Source organism: Sorangium sp. KYC3313, assembly GCF_052075895.1.
GTDB classification, from domain to species: domain Bacteria; phylum Myxococcota_A; class Polyangia; order Polyangiales; family Polyangiaceae; genus Sorangium; species Sorangium cellulosum_B.
Genome location: NZ_CP197255.1, coordinates 7,221,539 through 7,236,592 on the forward strand (window position 1 = coordinate 7,221,539; position 15,054 = coordinate 7,236,592).

The window sequence follows — 15,054 nt, forward strand, 5'->3', positions numbered from 1 at the left end:
CCGGGCCGCGGCTGTTCGCCGGCGGCTCGCCCGGTCCTGCGCGGAGGGGGCCGTGATGGGCGCCCTCCACTTGCCCGTCGACGACGTCGCGCGCGCCCGGCGCGCCGTCTCTGTCATGTTCGTGGCGAACGGCATCGCCTTCGCGTCCTGGGCCGCGCGCGTCCCTGCGGTCCGCGAGCGGCTCGCGCTGCGCGACGGCTTGCTCGGCCTCGCCCTCCTCGGCCTCGCCTGCGGCGCGATGCTCGCCTTCCGCGCCGCAGGGCCGCTCGTCGCCCGCTTCGGGAGCCGGCGCATCACCCGCGTCTCGGCCCTGCTCCTGTGCGCGGCGTTGCCCCTGCCAGCGCTCGCGCCGTCCTTCGCCATGCTCGTCGCGGCCCTCCTGCTGCTCGGCGTGTGCAACGGCCTCATGGACGTCGCGATGAACGCGCAGGCCGTCGAGGTCGAGAGGCGCTCCGGTCGGCCCATCCTCGCCTCGGTCCACGGCATGTTCAGCCTCGGCGGGCTGATCGGGGCGGCCCTTGGCGCGCTCGCGGCCGACCGGGCGCTGTCGCCCGCGGCGCACCTCCTCGCCATCGCCGCCGTCCTCGCCTTGGCCGTCGCGCGCGAGGGCAGGGCGCTCTCGGCCGACGCGCGCCTCGAGCCTGCCACCGCGGCCGCCCCCGGGACCGCGCGCTCGACAGGGCTCCTGCTGCTCGGCCTCATCGCGTTCTGCTCGTCCGTGGGTGAGGGCGCGATGGCCAACTGGTCGGCCGTCTACCTCCGCGACGAGCTCCACACCACCGCGGCCTTCGCGGCGACCGGCTACGCCGCGTTCTCGCTGGCGATGCTCCTCGGGCGGTTCTCGGGGGACGGGCTGACGCAGCGGTTCGGCGCCGATCGGGTCGTGCGCGCGGCCGGGGCCGTGGTCGCGGGCGGGCTCGGCGCGGCGCTGCTCGCCAACGCCCCCATGGCCATGCTGCTCGGGTTCGGGTGCGTGGGCGCCGGCCTGTCCGTCGTGGTGCCGCTTGTCTTCCGGGCCGGGGCGAGCGCCCCCGGCGTCGCGCCCGGCAAGGCGCTGGCGACGCTCGCTACCCTGTCGTACGGCGGCTTTCTCGTCGGCCCTCCGGCCATCGGCCTGATCTCCGATCGCCTCACCCTGCGCGGCGGCCTCGCCCTCGTCGTGGCGCTGGCCCTCGTGATCGTCGCGCTGGGCCCGGCGATCATCCGCGGGCCCGCGTCCCGCGCCTCCGCCGCCCGCACGCCCGCGCGCCCGCAGGTGATCAGGGCGCACTGACCGCGGGCACGCGGGCGCCGGCGCGTCTCCGCCCGATTCGGGGCGATGGATCGCGAGCCGCTCGCGCCGAGGGATCAGCGCTTGCGCCACACCGTCGCCAGCCACGGCTGCTGCTCGCGCGGCCGGCCCGCCGGTCGATAGTAGTGCTCGATCTCCTCGAACCCCGCGGCGGTCACGTGCTCCCGCCACCGCTCGAGCGACCAGTAGCAACCGTACCTGTCGCCCGACCACCCCTCCCGATCGTCGCCGCGCGGGTTCGAGCTGAAGAGGACGCCGCGCGGGCGGAGCGCGGCGTGGAGCTCGCGGAGCACGCGCGGCAGCTCCTTGCTCGGCACGTGGAACAGCGACGCGTTGGCGAATATCCCGTCGAAGCGCCCGGCCTCGAGGGCGAGGTGCAGGAAGTCCTGGTGGAGCACCTCGCAGCCCGCGTGTCGCCGCGCCATCTCGACGAACCGCGCGGACCCGTCGAGCCCGACCGGGTTGTGCCCATCCGCGCGGAACGCCGCGAGATCGCGCCCTGGGCCACAGCCGAGATCGAGGATCGTGAACGGACCCGACCCCTCCAGGGCCGCGAGCAGCGCGGCGCGGTTCTGCGAGACGTCGTGATCGCGCGTGCCCTCCCAGAACGACAGGGCGTGATCGTCGTAGTGAGCCAGGGTCCTCTCGGTGAGCGCGGAGAGCCGCGGGGCGCCGTCGTCGTGCATGGCGGCAGTGTGGGCCGGGAGCGCCCCGCCGAAAAGGACCGCGAGGCGCCCGTGGCGCGGCCGCCGCCCGGCCCGCCTGCGCCCGCTCGGCGCTATCCCTCCGCGCGGCGCGCGCTTACCCTGAGGCCGGCGCATGCACGGACCCACCCGATCGACCCCTCCTCCGTACCGCGTGTCGATGCCGTTCCGCGCGCTCAACGCGGTCGGGGCGCGGATGGGGCGCTCGGCGCTGCGTGCGCTCGCCCCCCTGGACGTCGATGTCCTGTCCGAGCGCGCCCGGCGGCGCACGGGCCTGACCGATCCCGGCGAGGGCTGGTTCTGGGAGGGGCTGCGGGTCCTCTCCGCCTCGCTCGAGGACGAGGCCGATCTGGCCCTGCTCGGGAGGCTCGGCTTCGGCGACGAGATCGAGCGGCAGATCGCGAATCGCCTGCTGCTGCGGGAGGACGTGCGGCGCGAGCCGCGGATCGCCGAGCAGCGCACGCCGCGCCCGGTCTTCATCGTCGGCTATCCGCGGACCGGCACGACGCTGCTGCACAACCTGATGATCCTGCACCCGGACGCGCACGCGCCGCGCCTCTGGCGGCTCCAGGCGCCGTCGCCGCCGGTCCGTCCCGAGGACGAGGCCCGCGACCCCCGGCGCGCGGCGGCGCGGCGCCGCGTCCGCTTCGCGCACGCCGTCTGTCCGATCTTTGCCACCATCCACGAGCTTTCCGCGGACGGCCCGGAAGAGTGCGTGTTCCTGATGCAGAACACCCTTCTCCCCTGTGTCCGCGCCGAGACGCCGTCGTACCTGAGGTGGGCGCTCGCGCAGGACCTCGTCCCGGACTACCAGCATCACCGCCGCCAGCTGCAGGTCTTGCAATGGGGGCGCCCCGAGGGGCGCTGGGTGCTCAAGTCCCCCTTCCACCTGCCGGGGATCGCCGCGCTCCTGCAGGTGTATCCGGACGCGTGCATCGTGATGACGCACCGCGATCCGCTCCGGGTCGTCCCGTCGTTCTGCAGCCTCGTCGCGGCCGCGCGCGCGATGCACCAGCGGCGGGTCGATCCGCGCGCGGTCGGCCCGGGGGCGCTCGATCTGCTCGGCGCCATGATGGACCGCTTCCTCGAGGCCCGCGCGCGGCTCGACCCGGCGCGGTTCCTCGACGCGAGCTACGAGGAGCTGACCGCGGATCCCGCCGGGCTGGTGCGGCGCATCCACGAGCGCTTCGGCCTCGGGTTCGACGGCGCCGTCGCCGCGCGGATCGAGGGGTGGATGCGCGAGCACCCGCAGCACCGCTGCGGGGTCCATCGCTATGCCCTCGACGAGTTCGGGCTCACCGAGCGGGAGGTGCTGGACCGGTTCGGCGGCTACCTGGAGCGGTTCGGCGAGCTCGCCGCGGGGAAGCGAGGGCGGAGCTGAGCCGGAGAGCGGGAGCGCCGTATTCCGGGCTCAGGCGGCGTCCAGCCAGGCCTCGAGCTCGGCGGCGAACGCCGCCGGCGCGTCGAGCATCAGCCAGTGGCTGGTCTCCGGCAACACGACCGCCGTGAGCGCGGGCCTCAGCGCGTGCAGGCTTTGCGGCCATGCGTTCGAGGGGGCGACGATGGCGTGGGCGCGGGCGCCCGGCGCGGCGAGGTAGCGGTCGAGCGCGTTCACCGCCTCGAACTGCAGCAAATTTCGGGACATGCCGAGCATCCGGTCGTGCGGCGTGGCGGCGACGCGCGCCAGCACCGTCTCCCGGGTCGCGGGCGTGCTGCCCGCGAGCGCCTCGTTGAAGGTGGCAAAGGCGGCGTCACGCCAGCCGTCCGCCGCGAGGGCGGCGAGGTAGGGCGGGAAGTGCTGCGCCTGGACCTCCGCCGGGATCTGCGTGAAATCCCGGGGCGGGTCTGCGAGCAGGAGGCGCGCGACCCGCTCGGGATGGGCGGCCGCGGCGGCGAGCGCCACGAGCGCGCCGTAGCTGTGGCCGACGAGCGCCACGCGCGGGAGCGCCAGGGCGTCGAGGACCGCGAGCACGTCGGCCGCGCACGCGGAGGGAGCGTAGTCCGCGTCGGGCGGGGCCTCCGACGCGCCGTGCCCCCGGAGGTCGAGGGCCACCGCGCGCCGCCGGCCGGCGACGTGCGCGAGCGGGGCCTCCCAGAAGCCGGCGTGGCCGACCATGCCGTGCACGAGCACGACCGGCGGCGCCTCGCTCGAGGGACCCGCGCCCGCGGCGGTAGGAGCACCCGTGGCCGGATGATCGACGATGTGGAGCGCGCCCGCAGGGCCCGCGATGGTCAGGGAAGGCATGGGCGTCTGCTACCTCGGTGTGTGGGGCCGCGTGATGGGGCCGTGCTGCGCTGCGAGGGTGGAGCCTAGGCGAGGCGCTCGTTCGAAGCAAAGGTGCTCTCCCAGGAGCGCGTCGCCGTGGGGTACACGCAGGTCGATGTCCTCGGAGCCGAGGAGAGCCGGTCGCCGAGCCGATACGGCCCCTTCAGGAGCACGGGATCGAGGTGAACGACATGCCTGTTGACGGGCAGGCTCCCGCAGCGCGCCCACTCGCTCTTTTTCGCGAGACCCCGAGTTGGCCCGTCGTCCGCTCCCCGGCACCAGGGGAGGGCTCGAGTTCGTCCCAGGTCGCACGCGACGGACACCCTGCCTGGGGCCGGGCGGCTCGGCGGCGTCCCAACCACCCAGACGCGAGCCTGCCTGTCCCGCGAGCCGCTACGCCTCGGCGCGGTGCAGCTTCTGAACGAACGCCGCGAGCCCCGGCGGCGACGACGTGAAGTGGATGCGCACGACGTCGTCGGCGCGCGCGTCGAGCTCGATCACCTTCGCGTGCAGCTCGCCGCCGAGCTGCTCGGCGAGCGCGCCGGACGGGTGGATCTGGAGGTTCGTGAAGGGCGCGGGGCGGGGATGGAGCCGCAGCACGGCGCCGAAGGGCGAGAGCCCGAGGATGAAGGCGGACTGCGGCTCGCCCTCCACCCGCTTGCCCGCGAGGCGCGCGCACACGACAGGCAGCGGCGACGAGAGCGAGAGGATCTCGACCCGCCGCTCGGGCAGGTAGAGCCGCTCGGGGTTGTCGAGGCCCAGGACCTCGTGGACCAGCACGCGGTTCGAGAACCCCTTGACGGCCAGCGCGTGGCTCTGGCCGAGCAGGAGGCCCGCGCCGGCGGCGCGGCGCGTGGTGTCCGCGATGAGGATCTGGCGGCCCACCGTGCACGACTCGATGCGGGACGTCAGGTTCACCTGCGCGCCGACGACGCCGTATTTCGTGCGCGCCTCGGAGCCGATGTTGCCGACGACGACCGGGCCCGTGTTGAGCGCGATGCCCATCTGCAGCGTCGGCAGCCCCTCGGCGCTGTTCTTCTCGTTCACCGCGTCCATCGCCATCTGCATCTCGAGCGCGCAGGCGACCGCGCGGCGGGTGTCGTCGCCCGCCGGGAACGGGGCGCCGAAGAGCGCGAGGATCGCGTCGCCGATGAACTCGATGATCGTGCCGCCGCGCGCGACGATGATGCGCGCCATCTCGCCGAGGTAGCCGTTCAGGAGCCGCATGACGACGTCGGGCGGCATGTTCTCGGTCATCGTCGTGAAGCTGCGGAGGTCCGTCATCATGATGGTCACCTCGCGCTCCTCGCCGCCGAGCAGCTGGGCCTCGGGCGAGGAGAGCAGGCGGTTCACCACGTCGTCGCTCAGGTAGCGGCCGAACGTCTTGCGGATGAACTCGCTCTTGACCGACAGCTCCGCCGCGAGCTGCGAGAGCTGCTCGCGCGAGCGCTTCAGCGTGAGCTGCGTGTCGAGCCGCCCGAGCAGGATGTCGAAGTCGATCGGCTTCGTCACATGGTCGTTGGCGCCGAGCTTGAGCGACTCGACGACGTCCTCGCTCGCGCCGCGCGTCGTCACCATGATCACGGGGAGCTCGGCCTGCGACCGGCTCTGGCGCAGCGCGGAGAGCACGCCGAGGCCGCTGATGCCGGGCATGTTCACGTCGAGCAGCACGGCGTCGAAGCGCTCGCGCGCGGCGAGCCCCAGCGCGCGAGGTCCGTCCTCGGCGGAAGCGGTGCGGTAGCCGTTGTTCTGCAGCACCCGGCAGAGGACGTCGCGGTTGCCTCGGCTGTCGTCGACCACGAGGATGGTGCCGCGCCCGCTGCCCTCGATCTCGGCGTGGACCGCGGGCTCCTCGTGCGGGGAGGGGATGCTGACCTTCACGCTCGAGGGCGCGTCCTCGTCGCCGTTCTCCATCGCCTGCACGATGGTGAGCAGCTTGCGCGACGCGAGCTCGATGTTGCGGATGTCCTCGATGTGCTGCGGCGCGACCTTGCCTTGCAGCGACGCCACGAGCAGGCGCGTGTAGCCGAGGATCTGGTTGATGGGCGTGTACGGGTCGTGGCCCCCGCCGTGCGGCTCGTGGAGCCGCTGCGGCTCGCGCCCCGCGGTCGACCGGGCCGACGGCGCGGGCTGATGCGCGGCGGGCAGCCCGCCGGTCGCCGTGCGCCTGGCCGGCGACGACGCCGGCCCGTGGCCACGGCCGGCGTCGTCGTGGCGCGACCCCTCCGGGACGCGCGAGCTCGGCGGCTCGGGCGGCTGGGTCGTGGGCGCCACGGCGGCGCCCTCGGGCGGGTCCCACCGGTCGAACGGATCCTGCAAGGTGTAGCCGCTGCGCGCCGCGGCCGCGGCCGCGGCGGTCGGCCGCTCTCGCCAGCCGCGCGCCTCCTGCGACGCATAGGCGCCGTGCGGCGAGAGCGGGACGCTCGGCCGATCTCGCCGCACGCGCGCGTCGGCCGGGAAGTGGCTGCCGCGCGCCGGGGGCGGCGCGTGCTGCTGCGGAGGCGGGAGGGTGCTGCCCCCGCGGTTCGACGCGGGCGCCGGGGGCAGGGCGCTGCCGCTGCCGGCGCTGTTGCGTGTCGGAGGCGGCGCTGACGGCAGGGCGCTGCTGCTGGCGCTGGCGCGCGCCGGGATCGTCTCCGGTGGAGTCCCTCGCGACGGCACGGGGCTGACCGTTGCCTTTTTGTGCGCGTCCTTGTCGGAGGGGGATCGGCTCATGGTTCCGGCGATTCTACGCCTGCGCGCGTAGACGCAACCATGGATGACACCCGCGCTTCATTTTTTATCGCACCCCCTACGCCTCAGCTTCCGCCTCGGCGCGGGTGGATTTCCTCTGCCGGCGTACGCGCGCTCCGCAAGTGTCCAGGCCGTCCTCGGCTGGGTGAACGCTTTCAGTGAGCCGGCATCCAGGAGACGAGAGGCTTCAATCCTCCTCCAGAAGACAACCCGCCTGTCGCGGCGCGTGATCCGGGGAAGCGCGAGCGCGCCGCGCGGGTGGAGCGCTGGACAGGCCCGCCCTCCGATGTCGGACGATGCCGACACCCCAATGGGTCTCGCCCCGTCCTCGTGATTCCCGCGCTGGATGAAGGCACGAGCGCCCACCCTCCATGCTGCCCGGACGGTGGTTGTGGAGGCAAAATGAAAGACTTTTTTCGAAGTCAAGAGGCGATGAGCCCTCGCGCGCCACGGGGGCTCATCTGGCGCCGCGAGGTGAGCCCATCGATGAAGCCGCAGCGGATCGCGAGCCATGGCCGCACGACAGGCACGCTTGTTCCCGGGCTCCCCACCTGATCATCCGGTGGCCTACCTTCAACTCCGTTGTTCTGCGTCATCGCTCGCGACGACGGGCGCGTTCGACCGGCCGGACGAACCTGGCGCTCGGCATGCGCTCATGCGCCGACACCGGCGCACGGCGGATGTCCGTCCACGTGGCCGTATCGCCCAGGAGTGCTCCGTGGCCCCCGCGCTCCTGGGGGATGTGAGAGACGGGTTGGCTTCAATGTGCGCGGGTGCGCGACACACGCGCAGACATGACACACGTGATTGACGCGACCGACGCGACCGACGCGACCGACGCGACCGACGTGGCGGAGAGCACTTTGTTTCTCTTGCAGAGGTAATGAAGGCGTCGTAGTGATCTATTTACGCCATTCGGGCGAGTTGTCGGCTGGAGCTGACGGAACCACCGGCTCGGGCCTGTGCGAGAAGGAGTAGCAGAGGTATGCCCCTGCACACCGGACAGATGGTGACGCCTTCGCTGAGGCTCGTGCGCATCCTCCGGCGCGGCGGGATGGGGAGCATCTGGGTTGCCGATCGGCTTCCGCTGAAGGCCCAGGTCGCCGTGAAGTTCATGTCGCCCGAGTACGCGGATGACCCGGGCTACGTCGAGCGGTTCCGGCGAGAGGCGGTCGCTGCGGCGCAGATCACGAGCCCGCACGTCGCGCAGGTCCTCGATCATGGCTTGACGGCGGAGGGCATGCCGTACATCGCGATGGAGCTCCTCCGCGGCGACGACCTGAGGACCCGTATCAGCCGCCAGGGCCGGCTGCCGCTCGGCGAGGTGGCGCGTATCGTGGCGCAGGCGGCCAAGGCGCTCGGGCAGGCGCACCGCCTCGGCATCGTCCACCGCGACATCAAGCCGGACAACCTGTTCCTGACCCAGGTGGATGGGGAGACCTTCGTCAAGGTGCTTGACTTCGGTATCGCCAAGCGGGTCCGGGACCTGCGGGTCACCTCGACGGGGAACGTGGTTGGGACGCCGCTGTACATGAGCCCGGAGCAGCTCGTCAGCCCGAGGGATCTCGATTTCCGTGCGGATCTCTGGTCGCTCGGCGTCGTCGCCTACCATGCGATGACGGGGCGGACCCCGTTCTCCGGAGAGACGCTCGCGGCGCTCACGCTCGCCGTGCACAGGGGGCGGTTCACGCCCCCCAGCGCGCATCGGATCGACGTGCCGGCCGCCGTCGACGAATGGATGGCAAAGGCCCTGCAGCAGGATCCGAGCGCGCGCTTCGGGTCGGCGAAGGAGATGGCAGACGCGCTGGAGCGTGCGCTGTCGTCACGCAAGTGGGGCACCGAGACGCCGGCTCCGGCGGAGGCGGAGGGCGTGGTCGAGGCGCCGCCCGTGAGCTCGCAGGACGGCGTGGTCACCCGGCGCAACCCTGTCATGACGTCCCCGTCGATACCGGTCGTTGAGGCGGATCTCTGCGAGGACGACGGCGGCGATGGCACGACGGCGGTCCTGGGCGCGGCGTCGAGCCCCAAGAAGCGCAAGAGGCCATCCGCGCGGCTCGCGGCGACCGCCGCGATCGGCGCCGTGCTGGCCGGCGCCAGCCTGTTCTTCGGCGTCCGGCTCGCCGCGCCCGCTGACGACAGCGCCGCGCTCGCCGCCGTCGCCCCCCGCGCCGGGCTGGCGAGCTCGACCGAGTCGACGCTCCTCGCCAGCGTCGTGGAGGCACCCCGGCCGCTGCTCGCGCCGGAGCTCCAGGAGCCCGTTCAGGCCGCTGCGGCGCAGCCCGAGAGCGCGCCCGCCAGCGAGGCCTCGCGGTCGACAACGAAGAAGAAGCCCTCCGTGCGCCCCGCGCGATCTCCCGGGCGGACCAAGACCATCCCGTCCACGGGGCGGCACACCCGACGCATCAAGCCTTTTCCCCGCAACGACATCGCGATGCACCGGTAGCGCTCCCGGCGCTGCTCATCGGGCTGCGCCGCGCGCCGGCGGCCGCCTGAGAGCCGTCATCTCGCCGGCAGGAGCGGGCCAGCCCCGGCGCCGATCCACGCGAGCGCGCGGCGCGTCCGGTCCTTCGCCTCGCCTTCGATGACATCGCCGTGGGCGACGACGACGCGCTCGAACTCCCACGCGAGGACGTCGGCGACGCTGCGCGCCGCCGCGGCGCGGTCCCTCATGAGCACGCGCCACACGTGGTCCTGGGCGGTCTTCCTCCACACGCCGCCCACCCAGAGGAAGACCTTCATGGCGAAGCTGCGGGCCTCATGCACGTTGAACAGGAGATCCGTCACGAGGAGCGTCCGCGACCGCGCGTGCAGGAACACGTGCTCCGCGATGTACGGCACGCCCTCGACGAGGCGTACGCCGAGATCGTCGCCGATCTCCGGCGCCACGCCGGATCGGGGCAGCGGGGTGAAGCGGAGGCCGGAGAGCTTCTTCTCGAGCCCGGGCGCCCCGAGCACGCTCGCGCGCGGCCAGCGCTCGGTCGCGGCCCTCAAGAAGACGTGGTGGAGGCAGCTCGGGGCGACGAGGGCGCGCACCTCGCCGAGCGCGTCGATCTCCCGGGCGGTGTCGTCATCGAACGCCAGCGGCGAGTGGATGACGATCCCGCCGTCGGCCCGCCTCACGACCGTCGCGCGCGCCGGCAGATCGCCGAACGGCAGCCGGAAGTCCCTCTCGTACGCCCACACCTCCTCGGCGATTGCCCGCAGCATGCCGTCATGCAAACCGCGCGTGATCGTGGTGTCAAGGCGTGTCCCCCCAGGGACTCGACGGAGGCCTACCGCCTCCGCTCGGCCTCGATGGCGGCCTGCACCGCAGGGCGGGCGCCCACGCGCTCCCTGTAACGGCCGAGGGCGGGCCATCCGCCGAGATCGACGCCCGCGAACCTCGTCCACGTCGTCACGGTATAGAGGTACGCGTCCGCCACCGTGAACCGCTCGCCGAGGAGGTATGTCGTGCCCTCGAGGCGGTGCGCCACGTAGGCGAAGCGCCGGCCGAGGAGCGCCCTCGCCGCGTCCTTCTGCTCGTCCGGCGCCCGCGGCTTGAAGAGCGGCGAGAACTGCTTGTGCAGCTCGGTGCTGATGAAGCTCAGCCACTCCTGCAGCCGGTAGCGGTCCAGGGTGCCGGCCGGGGGCGCGAGCCCGGACTCGGGCCTCCGATCGGCGATGTACTGGACGATCGCCGGCCCCTCGGTGAGCACCTCGCCGCCCTCGATCTCGAGCGCGGGCACGTAGCCCTTGGGGTTGATCAAGGTGAAGTCGGCGCCCGACCGGGTCTTCTTCGTGCCGAGGTGGACCTGCTCGAGCTTGAACTGGAGGCCGGCCTCGCGCAGCGCGATGTGCGGAGAGAGCGAGCAGGCGCCAGGGCTGAAATAGAGCTTCATCATGCGCTTCACAGGAGGAGCGAGAGGAGCGCGGGCGCCGATCGCTACTTCAGCGTGTCGGGATCGACGCGGCGAAGAAGTCGGCCCGGTCCTTCCAGAAGAGCTCCAGGTTCTCGAGCAGCAGGATCATCTGGACGAGGTGCTGGTAGGTCTCCATCGGAGGCTCGTTGCTGTACAGATCGCCCGGCGGAGCGACGACGCTCGGGTCGACGATCTCCGCCGGCATCGCGAAGGCGAGGGACGTCATGTCGGAAGCCTGCCGGAGGATCCACCTCGCAGCAAGGTCCGCGGCGCACCTCGCCGTGTCCGCGCAGCCGCTCGACAGCTGCGGATCCCGGGGGGATCATTTCGAAATCCGCCATCCAGCGGAGTCCCCGCCAGCTCGCCGGATCGTAGGAGGCCGCCGAGCGATTCGACGACAGGAGATACGGCATCAACCCCGTGTAATAGCTCAAAGTCGAACCGGAGGTGCCGAGACCCGCCGGAGGAACCGTCGGCTCGCGCGCTGACGTCGGCGCCGGGCAGACGCCGAACGTCCGGCAAAGCGCAGTCGATCGAGCAGGTGGTTGAGCCCGGGCTGCGGCTGATCGGCGGCTTGCTCCTGCCGCATGACAGGCTGTTGCTCGACCGCGCAATGTGTTGCCTATCTCCCGCGGCGCGCCTCGAGGCGCGCCCTGAACCCCTGGTTGGCCGAGGAGTGCTTCTGGCCCTCGTGACGGGCCTTCTCGCCGGAACCGGACGAGGATCGCCGCTGGTCCGACGCTTGCTCGACAGCCTCGGCACAGCGCGCGTCGCGTCGCTGCGGCCCCGGACGGCTGGGCGCTGGAAACGCGGAGTTATCGTCTACCCACCAGCACAGAAGGAGTCTCGATGCTGCTGCATAGCAGGTTCGACCACGTCGCCAGGAACACCATCGATTACTGGATGAAGCCCGACAGCGCCAACCTGTCGGCGGCCGAGCTCCTCGACGCATGGACCCTGGCGCCGTGGCTCGACCGCGCCACCGTGCAGCTCTATCTGCACGTCCCGTACTGCGCCCAGAAATGCAGCTTCTGCGCGTTCTCCGGCGGAAATTCCCTGAGCTTCAAGATGGCCGACCGCTACGCGGATCTGCTGATCTGGCAGATGCGCGACCTGCTCGGCCGCAGCCACGCCAAGGGCAAGCCGATCGCCTCGGTGAACATCGGCGGTGGCAGCCCGGATCTCTTGCGCGCTCACATCGGCAAGGTGCTCCGAGCCGTCCGCGACCTGCCGGGATGCACGAACAGCACGGAGATCTCGGTCGAGTTCACCCTCTCCACGGTGACCGACGAGTTCATCGACGCGTTGATAGAGCACCAGGTCACGAAGGCCAGCTTCGGCGTGCAGGTCCTCGATCCCGCCATCCGGCGCCACCTGCACATGCCGTCGGCGCTCCGGAACATGGATGAGACATGCGAGAAGCTCGCGCGCGGCGTGCCGATCATCAACGCCGACCTGATGACGGGCTTCCCGGGGCAGACCGTCGAGTCGGTGCTGTCCGATCTGGAGCGCATCGTCGGCCACCCCCACATCAACGCCGTCAGCAGCTATCTCCTCACGCCCGGCGCGGCGCCGAAGCTCGTCGGGGACATTCAGGCCGGCAAGGTCCCGGCGCAGCCCCGCCACGAGCACCAGGCGCTGTTCAGGCTGCATACCTACGCGACATTGCTGCGTCGGGGATGGCTACGGAAGGGGACCAACACGTACATGAACCCGGACAAGATCCCGGAGCGCGCCCTCTCCATCGTGGCAGGCAACGAGTGCATCGGCGCCCGGCGATACGAGGATTTCTTGATCGGCGCAGGGGCCCAGGCGATCTCGTCGATCCCCGGCGCGCGCGTCGAGAACATCGTCGACATCGACGCGTGGAGCGCATTCGCGGAGCGGGGCGAGCACGGGTTCTCGCTCGACAAGTCGTCCCTGTCGCACCAGCGCGACATGGCGCTGTGGGTCTTTCCGCTCATGGGAGACGGGCTCGCCGTCAGCGAGTACGAGGCGCTGCGAGCGTCCGGCGCGCTCGACGAGGCGCAGACGGGCAACTTTCGTTCGTTCATCGAGGAGGGGCTGATCTTCCGGTCGGGGGACCGCTACCAGCTCACCATCACGGGCGAGGTGTTCATGGGGCACCTCGTGCGCAACCTCAAGAAGGAGGCGGATCGAGGCGTCCTCGACGACTACATCGATGAGGGATACACCCTCGGTCAGCTCGTGGCGAAGGACAAGATCGTGCCGAAGAACGCCACCAACAACCGACAGCTGTTCCGCGAGATCGTCCGAGGGGCCGACGGTGAGCGCTGACGTGCTGCTGGCCTACTGCATGGCCATCTTCGTCGCGTCCATCATCCCGGGCCCATCGATGCTGCTCGCGCTCGCCAAGGGCGCCAACCACGGCTGGGGGGCAGGGGCGCTCTCCGGGGCCGGAAACATCGCGGCGACGATCGTGCAGGCGGTCGCCTCCTACCTCGTCATCCTGGAGGTCGGCAGCCTGTCGAGCACACTCTTGCTCGGCATGAAGCTCGTGGGGGCGCTGTACATCTTCTACATCGGCTGGACGCTGATGGGCGTCGCCAATTTCGGGAGCGACCGTGAGGTCGCGGCGCGGGCCGGGTCGTCGTGGCAGCACGTCCGCGACGGCTTCATGTTCGCCATCGTCAACCCCAAGGCGATCGTGTTCTTCGCCGCCCTCTTTCCCCAGTTCGTGGGGCGGAGCGTGGCGGGCGGCGTGATCGCGATAGGCGTCCCGATCGTCACCATCGGCTTCGCCTGTTTCATGATCTATGTCGTGGCGGGCCGCGCGATGGTGGAGATCCTCGGGCACGGGCGGCACGTCGGGAAGAGCTTCGGCATCTGCATCATGCTGTGCGCGCTCGCGCTCCTCTTCGCCTGATTCGCCTGATTGATTCGCTTGATTCGCTTGATTCGCTTGATGTCGTGTCGGCGCCGCGCTGGGCTGGGTCGCGTCGCCGCCGCGGCCTACACTCCCTTCGCATGTCCCCCAGATCGCCCACGCCGCCGGCCACGGCCGGCTCCGCCGCGCTGATCGAGCGCGCCCGCCGGCTCGCGGCGCTCGTGCTCGCCCCCTCGGCGAACGCCACGGATCAGGCCGCGGCGGTTCCCCGAGAGCACCTCCGCGCCCTCGCGGACGCAGGTCTCCTCGGGATCGCGACGCCGGCGTGCCACGGCGGCCAGGGCGCCCCGCCGCGGGTCGCGCGCGAGGTCCTGGAGATCCTCGCCGGCGCCTGCGGTGTGACGGCGTTCGTCCACATGCAGCACGCCGCCGCGTGCCTGCTCATCGCGCGCAGCGACAACGAGGCGCTCAAGGAGCGCGTGCTGCCTCGTTTCGCCTCTGGAGAGCGCTTTTGCACCGTGGGCTTCTCGCACGTCCGCCGCCCGGGCCCGCCGATGGTCAGGGTGGAGCCCGACGGTGACCGGGTTCGCTTCGACGGCACCGTGCCCTGGTTGACCGGCCATGGCATCGCCGACGATGCGGTCATCGCCGGCGCGCTCCCCGATGGACGCTTGATGTACGTCCTGACGTCGCTGGAGGCGGGGGATTCCATCGAGGCATCGCCGCCGCTCCGCCTGAGCGCGATGAACGCCTCGGCCACGGTGTCGCTGACGCTGCGCGATCTGCGCGTCGGCCCCGAGCAGGTGATCACCACCCTGACGCCGGAGCAGCAGGCCGCCCGCGACGTGGCGGGCCTGCTCACGCCGTCGGCGCTCTCCCTGGGCGCGGCCGGCGCCGCCGCGGCCCTGCTCGCGGACCTGGCGGAGCGCCGCGGCAGCGCGCGCCTGGCGGGCGCCGCGCGGGCGTTCGAGGACGAGAGGGAGGCCGCCCGCGCCGAGGTCGATGCGTGGGCGGACCGGCCGGAGGCGGAGGGCCATGCTGAGCACGCGGTCCGCGTTCGCGCCTGGTGCATCGATCTGGGCGTCAGGGCCGCGCACGCCGCGGTCGCCGCGACCGGAGGCAGCGCCAACCTCCTCGACCACGCCGCGCAGCGCCTCTTCCGCGAGGTGATGCTCTATTCGCTCACGGCCCAGACGCGCGACCTGCAGACAGCGACGGTGGAGCGGCTGCTCGAACGGGTGACCCGCCCAGGATCGGGGTCATGACCGCGACCCGGCGGCTCTCTCCCGCCACCCTTGCGATCGTCCCCCGAC

Annotated in this window: 11 protein-coding genes and 1 pseudogene; 6 read left to right on the forward strand and 6 right to left on the reverse strand. The window is 71.9% G+C overall.

Going from position 1 to position 15,054, the window contains the following annotated elements; genetic code table 11:
- Window positions 1-55 precede the first annotated feature (55 nt).
- Window positions 56-1,273, forward strand: a complete 1,218-nt coding sequence (locus ACSRUE_RS27885; protein ID WP_441286254.1) for an MFS transporter — start codon at window positions 56-58, stop codon at window positions 1,271-1,273.
- A 74-nt stretch (window positions 1,274-1,347) separates the two neighbouring features.
- On the opposite strand, the gene ACSRUE_RS27890 is transcribed toward ACSRUE_RS27885, so the two are convergent.
- Window positions 1,348-1,977 carry a class I SAM-dependent DNA methyltransferase gene (locus tag ACSRUE_RS27890; protein ID WP_441286255.1) on the reverse strand — a complete coding sequence of 210 codons (630 nt, stop codon included), beginning with the start codon at window positions 1,975-1,977 and terminating at the stop codon, window positions 1,348-1,350.
- A 133-nt stretch (window positions 1,978-2,110) separates the two neighbouring features.
- On the opposite strand from ACSRUE_RS27890, the gene ACSRUE_RS27895 reads away from it, so the two are divergent.
- Complete coding sequence (locus tag ACSRUE_RS27895) at window positions 2,111-3,376, forward strand: sulfotransferase family protein (RefSeq protein ID WP_441286256.1); 1,266 nt, start codon at window positions 2,111-2,113, stop codon at window positions 3,374-3,376.
- A 30-nt stretch (window positions 3,377-3,406) separates the two neighbouring features.
- On the opposite strand, the gene ACSRUE_RS27900 is transcribed toward ACSRUE_RS27895, so the two are convergent.
- Together ACSRUE_RS27900 and ACSRUE_RS27905 are read right to left on the reverse strand one after the other, a co-directional pair.
- Window positions 3,407-4,240: an alpha/beta fold hydrolase gene (locus tag ACSRUE_RS27900; protein ID WP_441286257.1), complete on the reverse strand. Its 834-nt coding sequence runs from the start codon at window positions 4,238-4,240 to the stop codon at window positions 3,407-3,409.
- A gap of 414 nt (window positions 4,241-4,654) precedes the next feature.
- Window positions 4,655-6,976, reverse strand: coding sequence for a response regulator (locus tag ACSRUE_RS27905; protein WP_441286258.1), 2,322 nt, complete (start codon window positions 6,974-6,976; stop codon window positions 4,655-4,657).
- Between the two features lie 1,003 nt (window positions 6,977-7,979).
- Here ACSRUE_RS27905 and ACSRUE_RS27910 point away from each other — a divergent pair.
- On the forward strand, window positions 7,980-9,437 hold the full coding sequence (locus ACSRUE_RS27910) for a protein kinase domain-containing protein (protein ID WP_441286259.1): 1,458 nt from the start codon (window positions 7,980-7,982) through the stop codon (window positions 9,435-9,437).
- 56 nt (window positions 9,438-9,493) lie between these two features.
- On the opposite strand, the gene ACSRUE_RS27915 is transcribed toward ACSRUE_RS27910, so the two are convergent.
- The 3 genes and pseudogenes from ACSRUE_RS27915 to ACSRUE_RS27925 all read right to left on the reverse strand — a co-directional run.
- Window positions 9,494-10,201, reverse strand: coding sequence for a DUF4336 domain-containing protein (locus ACSRUE_RS27915; protein ID WP_441286260.1), 708 nt, complete (start codon window positions 10,199-10,201; stop codon window positions 9,494-9,496).
- Between the two features lie 65 nt (window positions 10,202-10,266).
- On the reverse strand, window positions 10,267-10,872 hold the full coding sequence (gene gstA, locus ACSRUE_RS27920; RefSeq protein WP_441293138.1) for a glutathione transferase GstA: 606 nt from the start codon (window positions 10,870-10,872) through the stop codon (window positions 10,267-10,269).
- 67 nt (window positions 10,873-10,939) lie between these two features.
- Window positions 10,940-11,119: pseudogene (locus tag ACSRUE_RS27925) on the reverse strand (Uma2 family endonuclease); the annotation flags it as partial.
- 623 nt (window positions 11,120-11,742) lie between these two features.
- Here ACSRUE_RS27925 and ACSRUE_RS27930 point away from each other — a divergent pair.
- From ACSRUE_RS27930 to ACSRUE_RS27940, 3 genes are all read left to right on the forward strand, one after another.
- Window positions 11,743-13,191 (forward strand): radical SAM protein, encoded by a 1,449-nt coding sequence (locus ACSRUE_RS27930; protein WP_441286261.1) that lies wholly within the window; start codon window positions 11,743-11,745, stop codon window positions 13,189-13,191.
- A complete protein-coding gene (locus ACSRUE_RS27935; protein ID WP_441286262.1) occupies window positions 13,181-13,780 on the forward strand; it encodes a LysE family translocator in 600 nt (199 codons plus the stop codon). The genes ACSRUE_RS27930 and ACSRUE_RS27935 overlap by 11 nt, the downstream gene beginning before the upstream one ends.
- 101 nt (window positions 13,781-13,881) lie before the next feature.
- Window positions 13,882-15,006 (forward strand): acyl-CoA dehydrogenase family protein, encoded by a 1,125-nt coding sequence (locus ACSRUE_RS27940; protein ID WP_441286263.1) that lies wholly within the window; start codon window positions 13,882-13,884, stop codon window positions 15,004-15,006.
- Window positions 15,007-15,054: the final 48 nt, after the last annotated feature.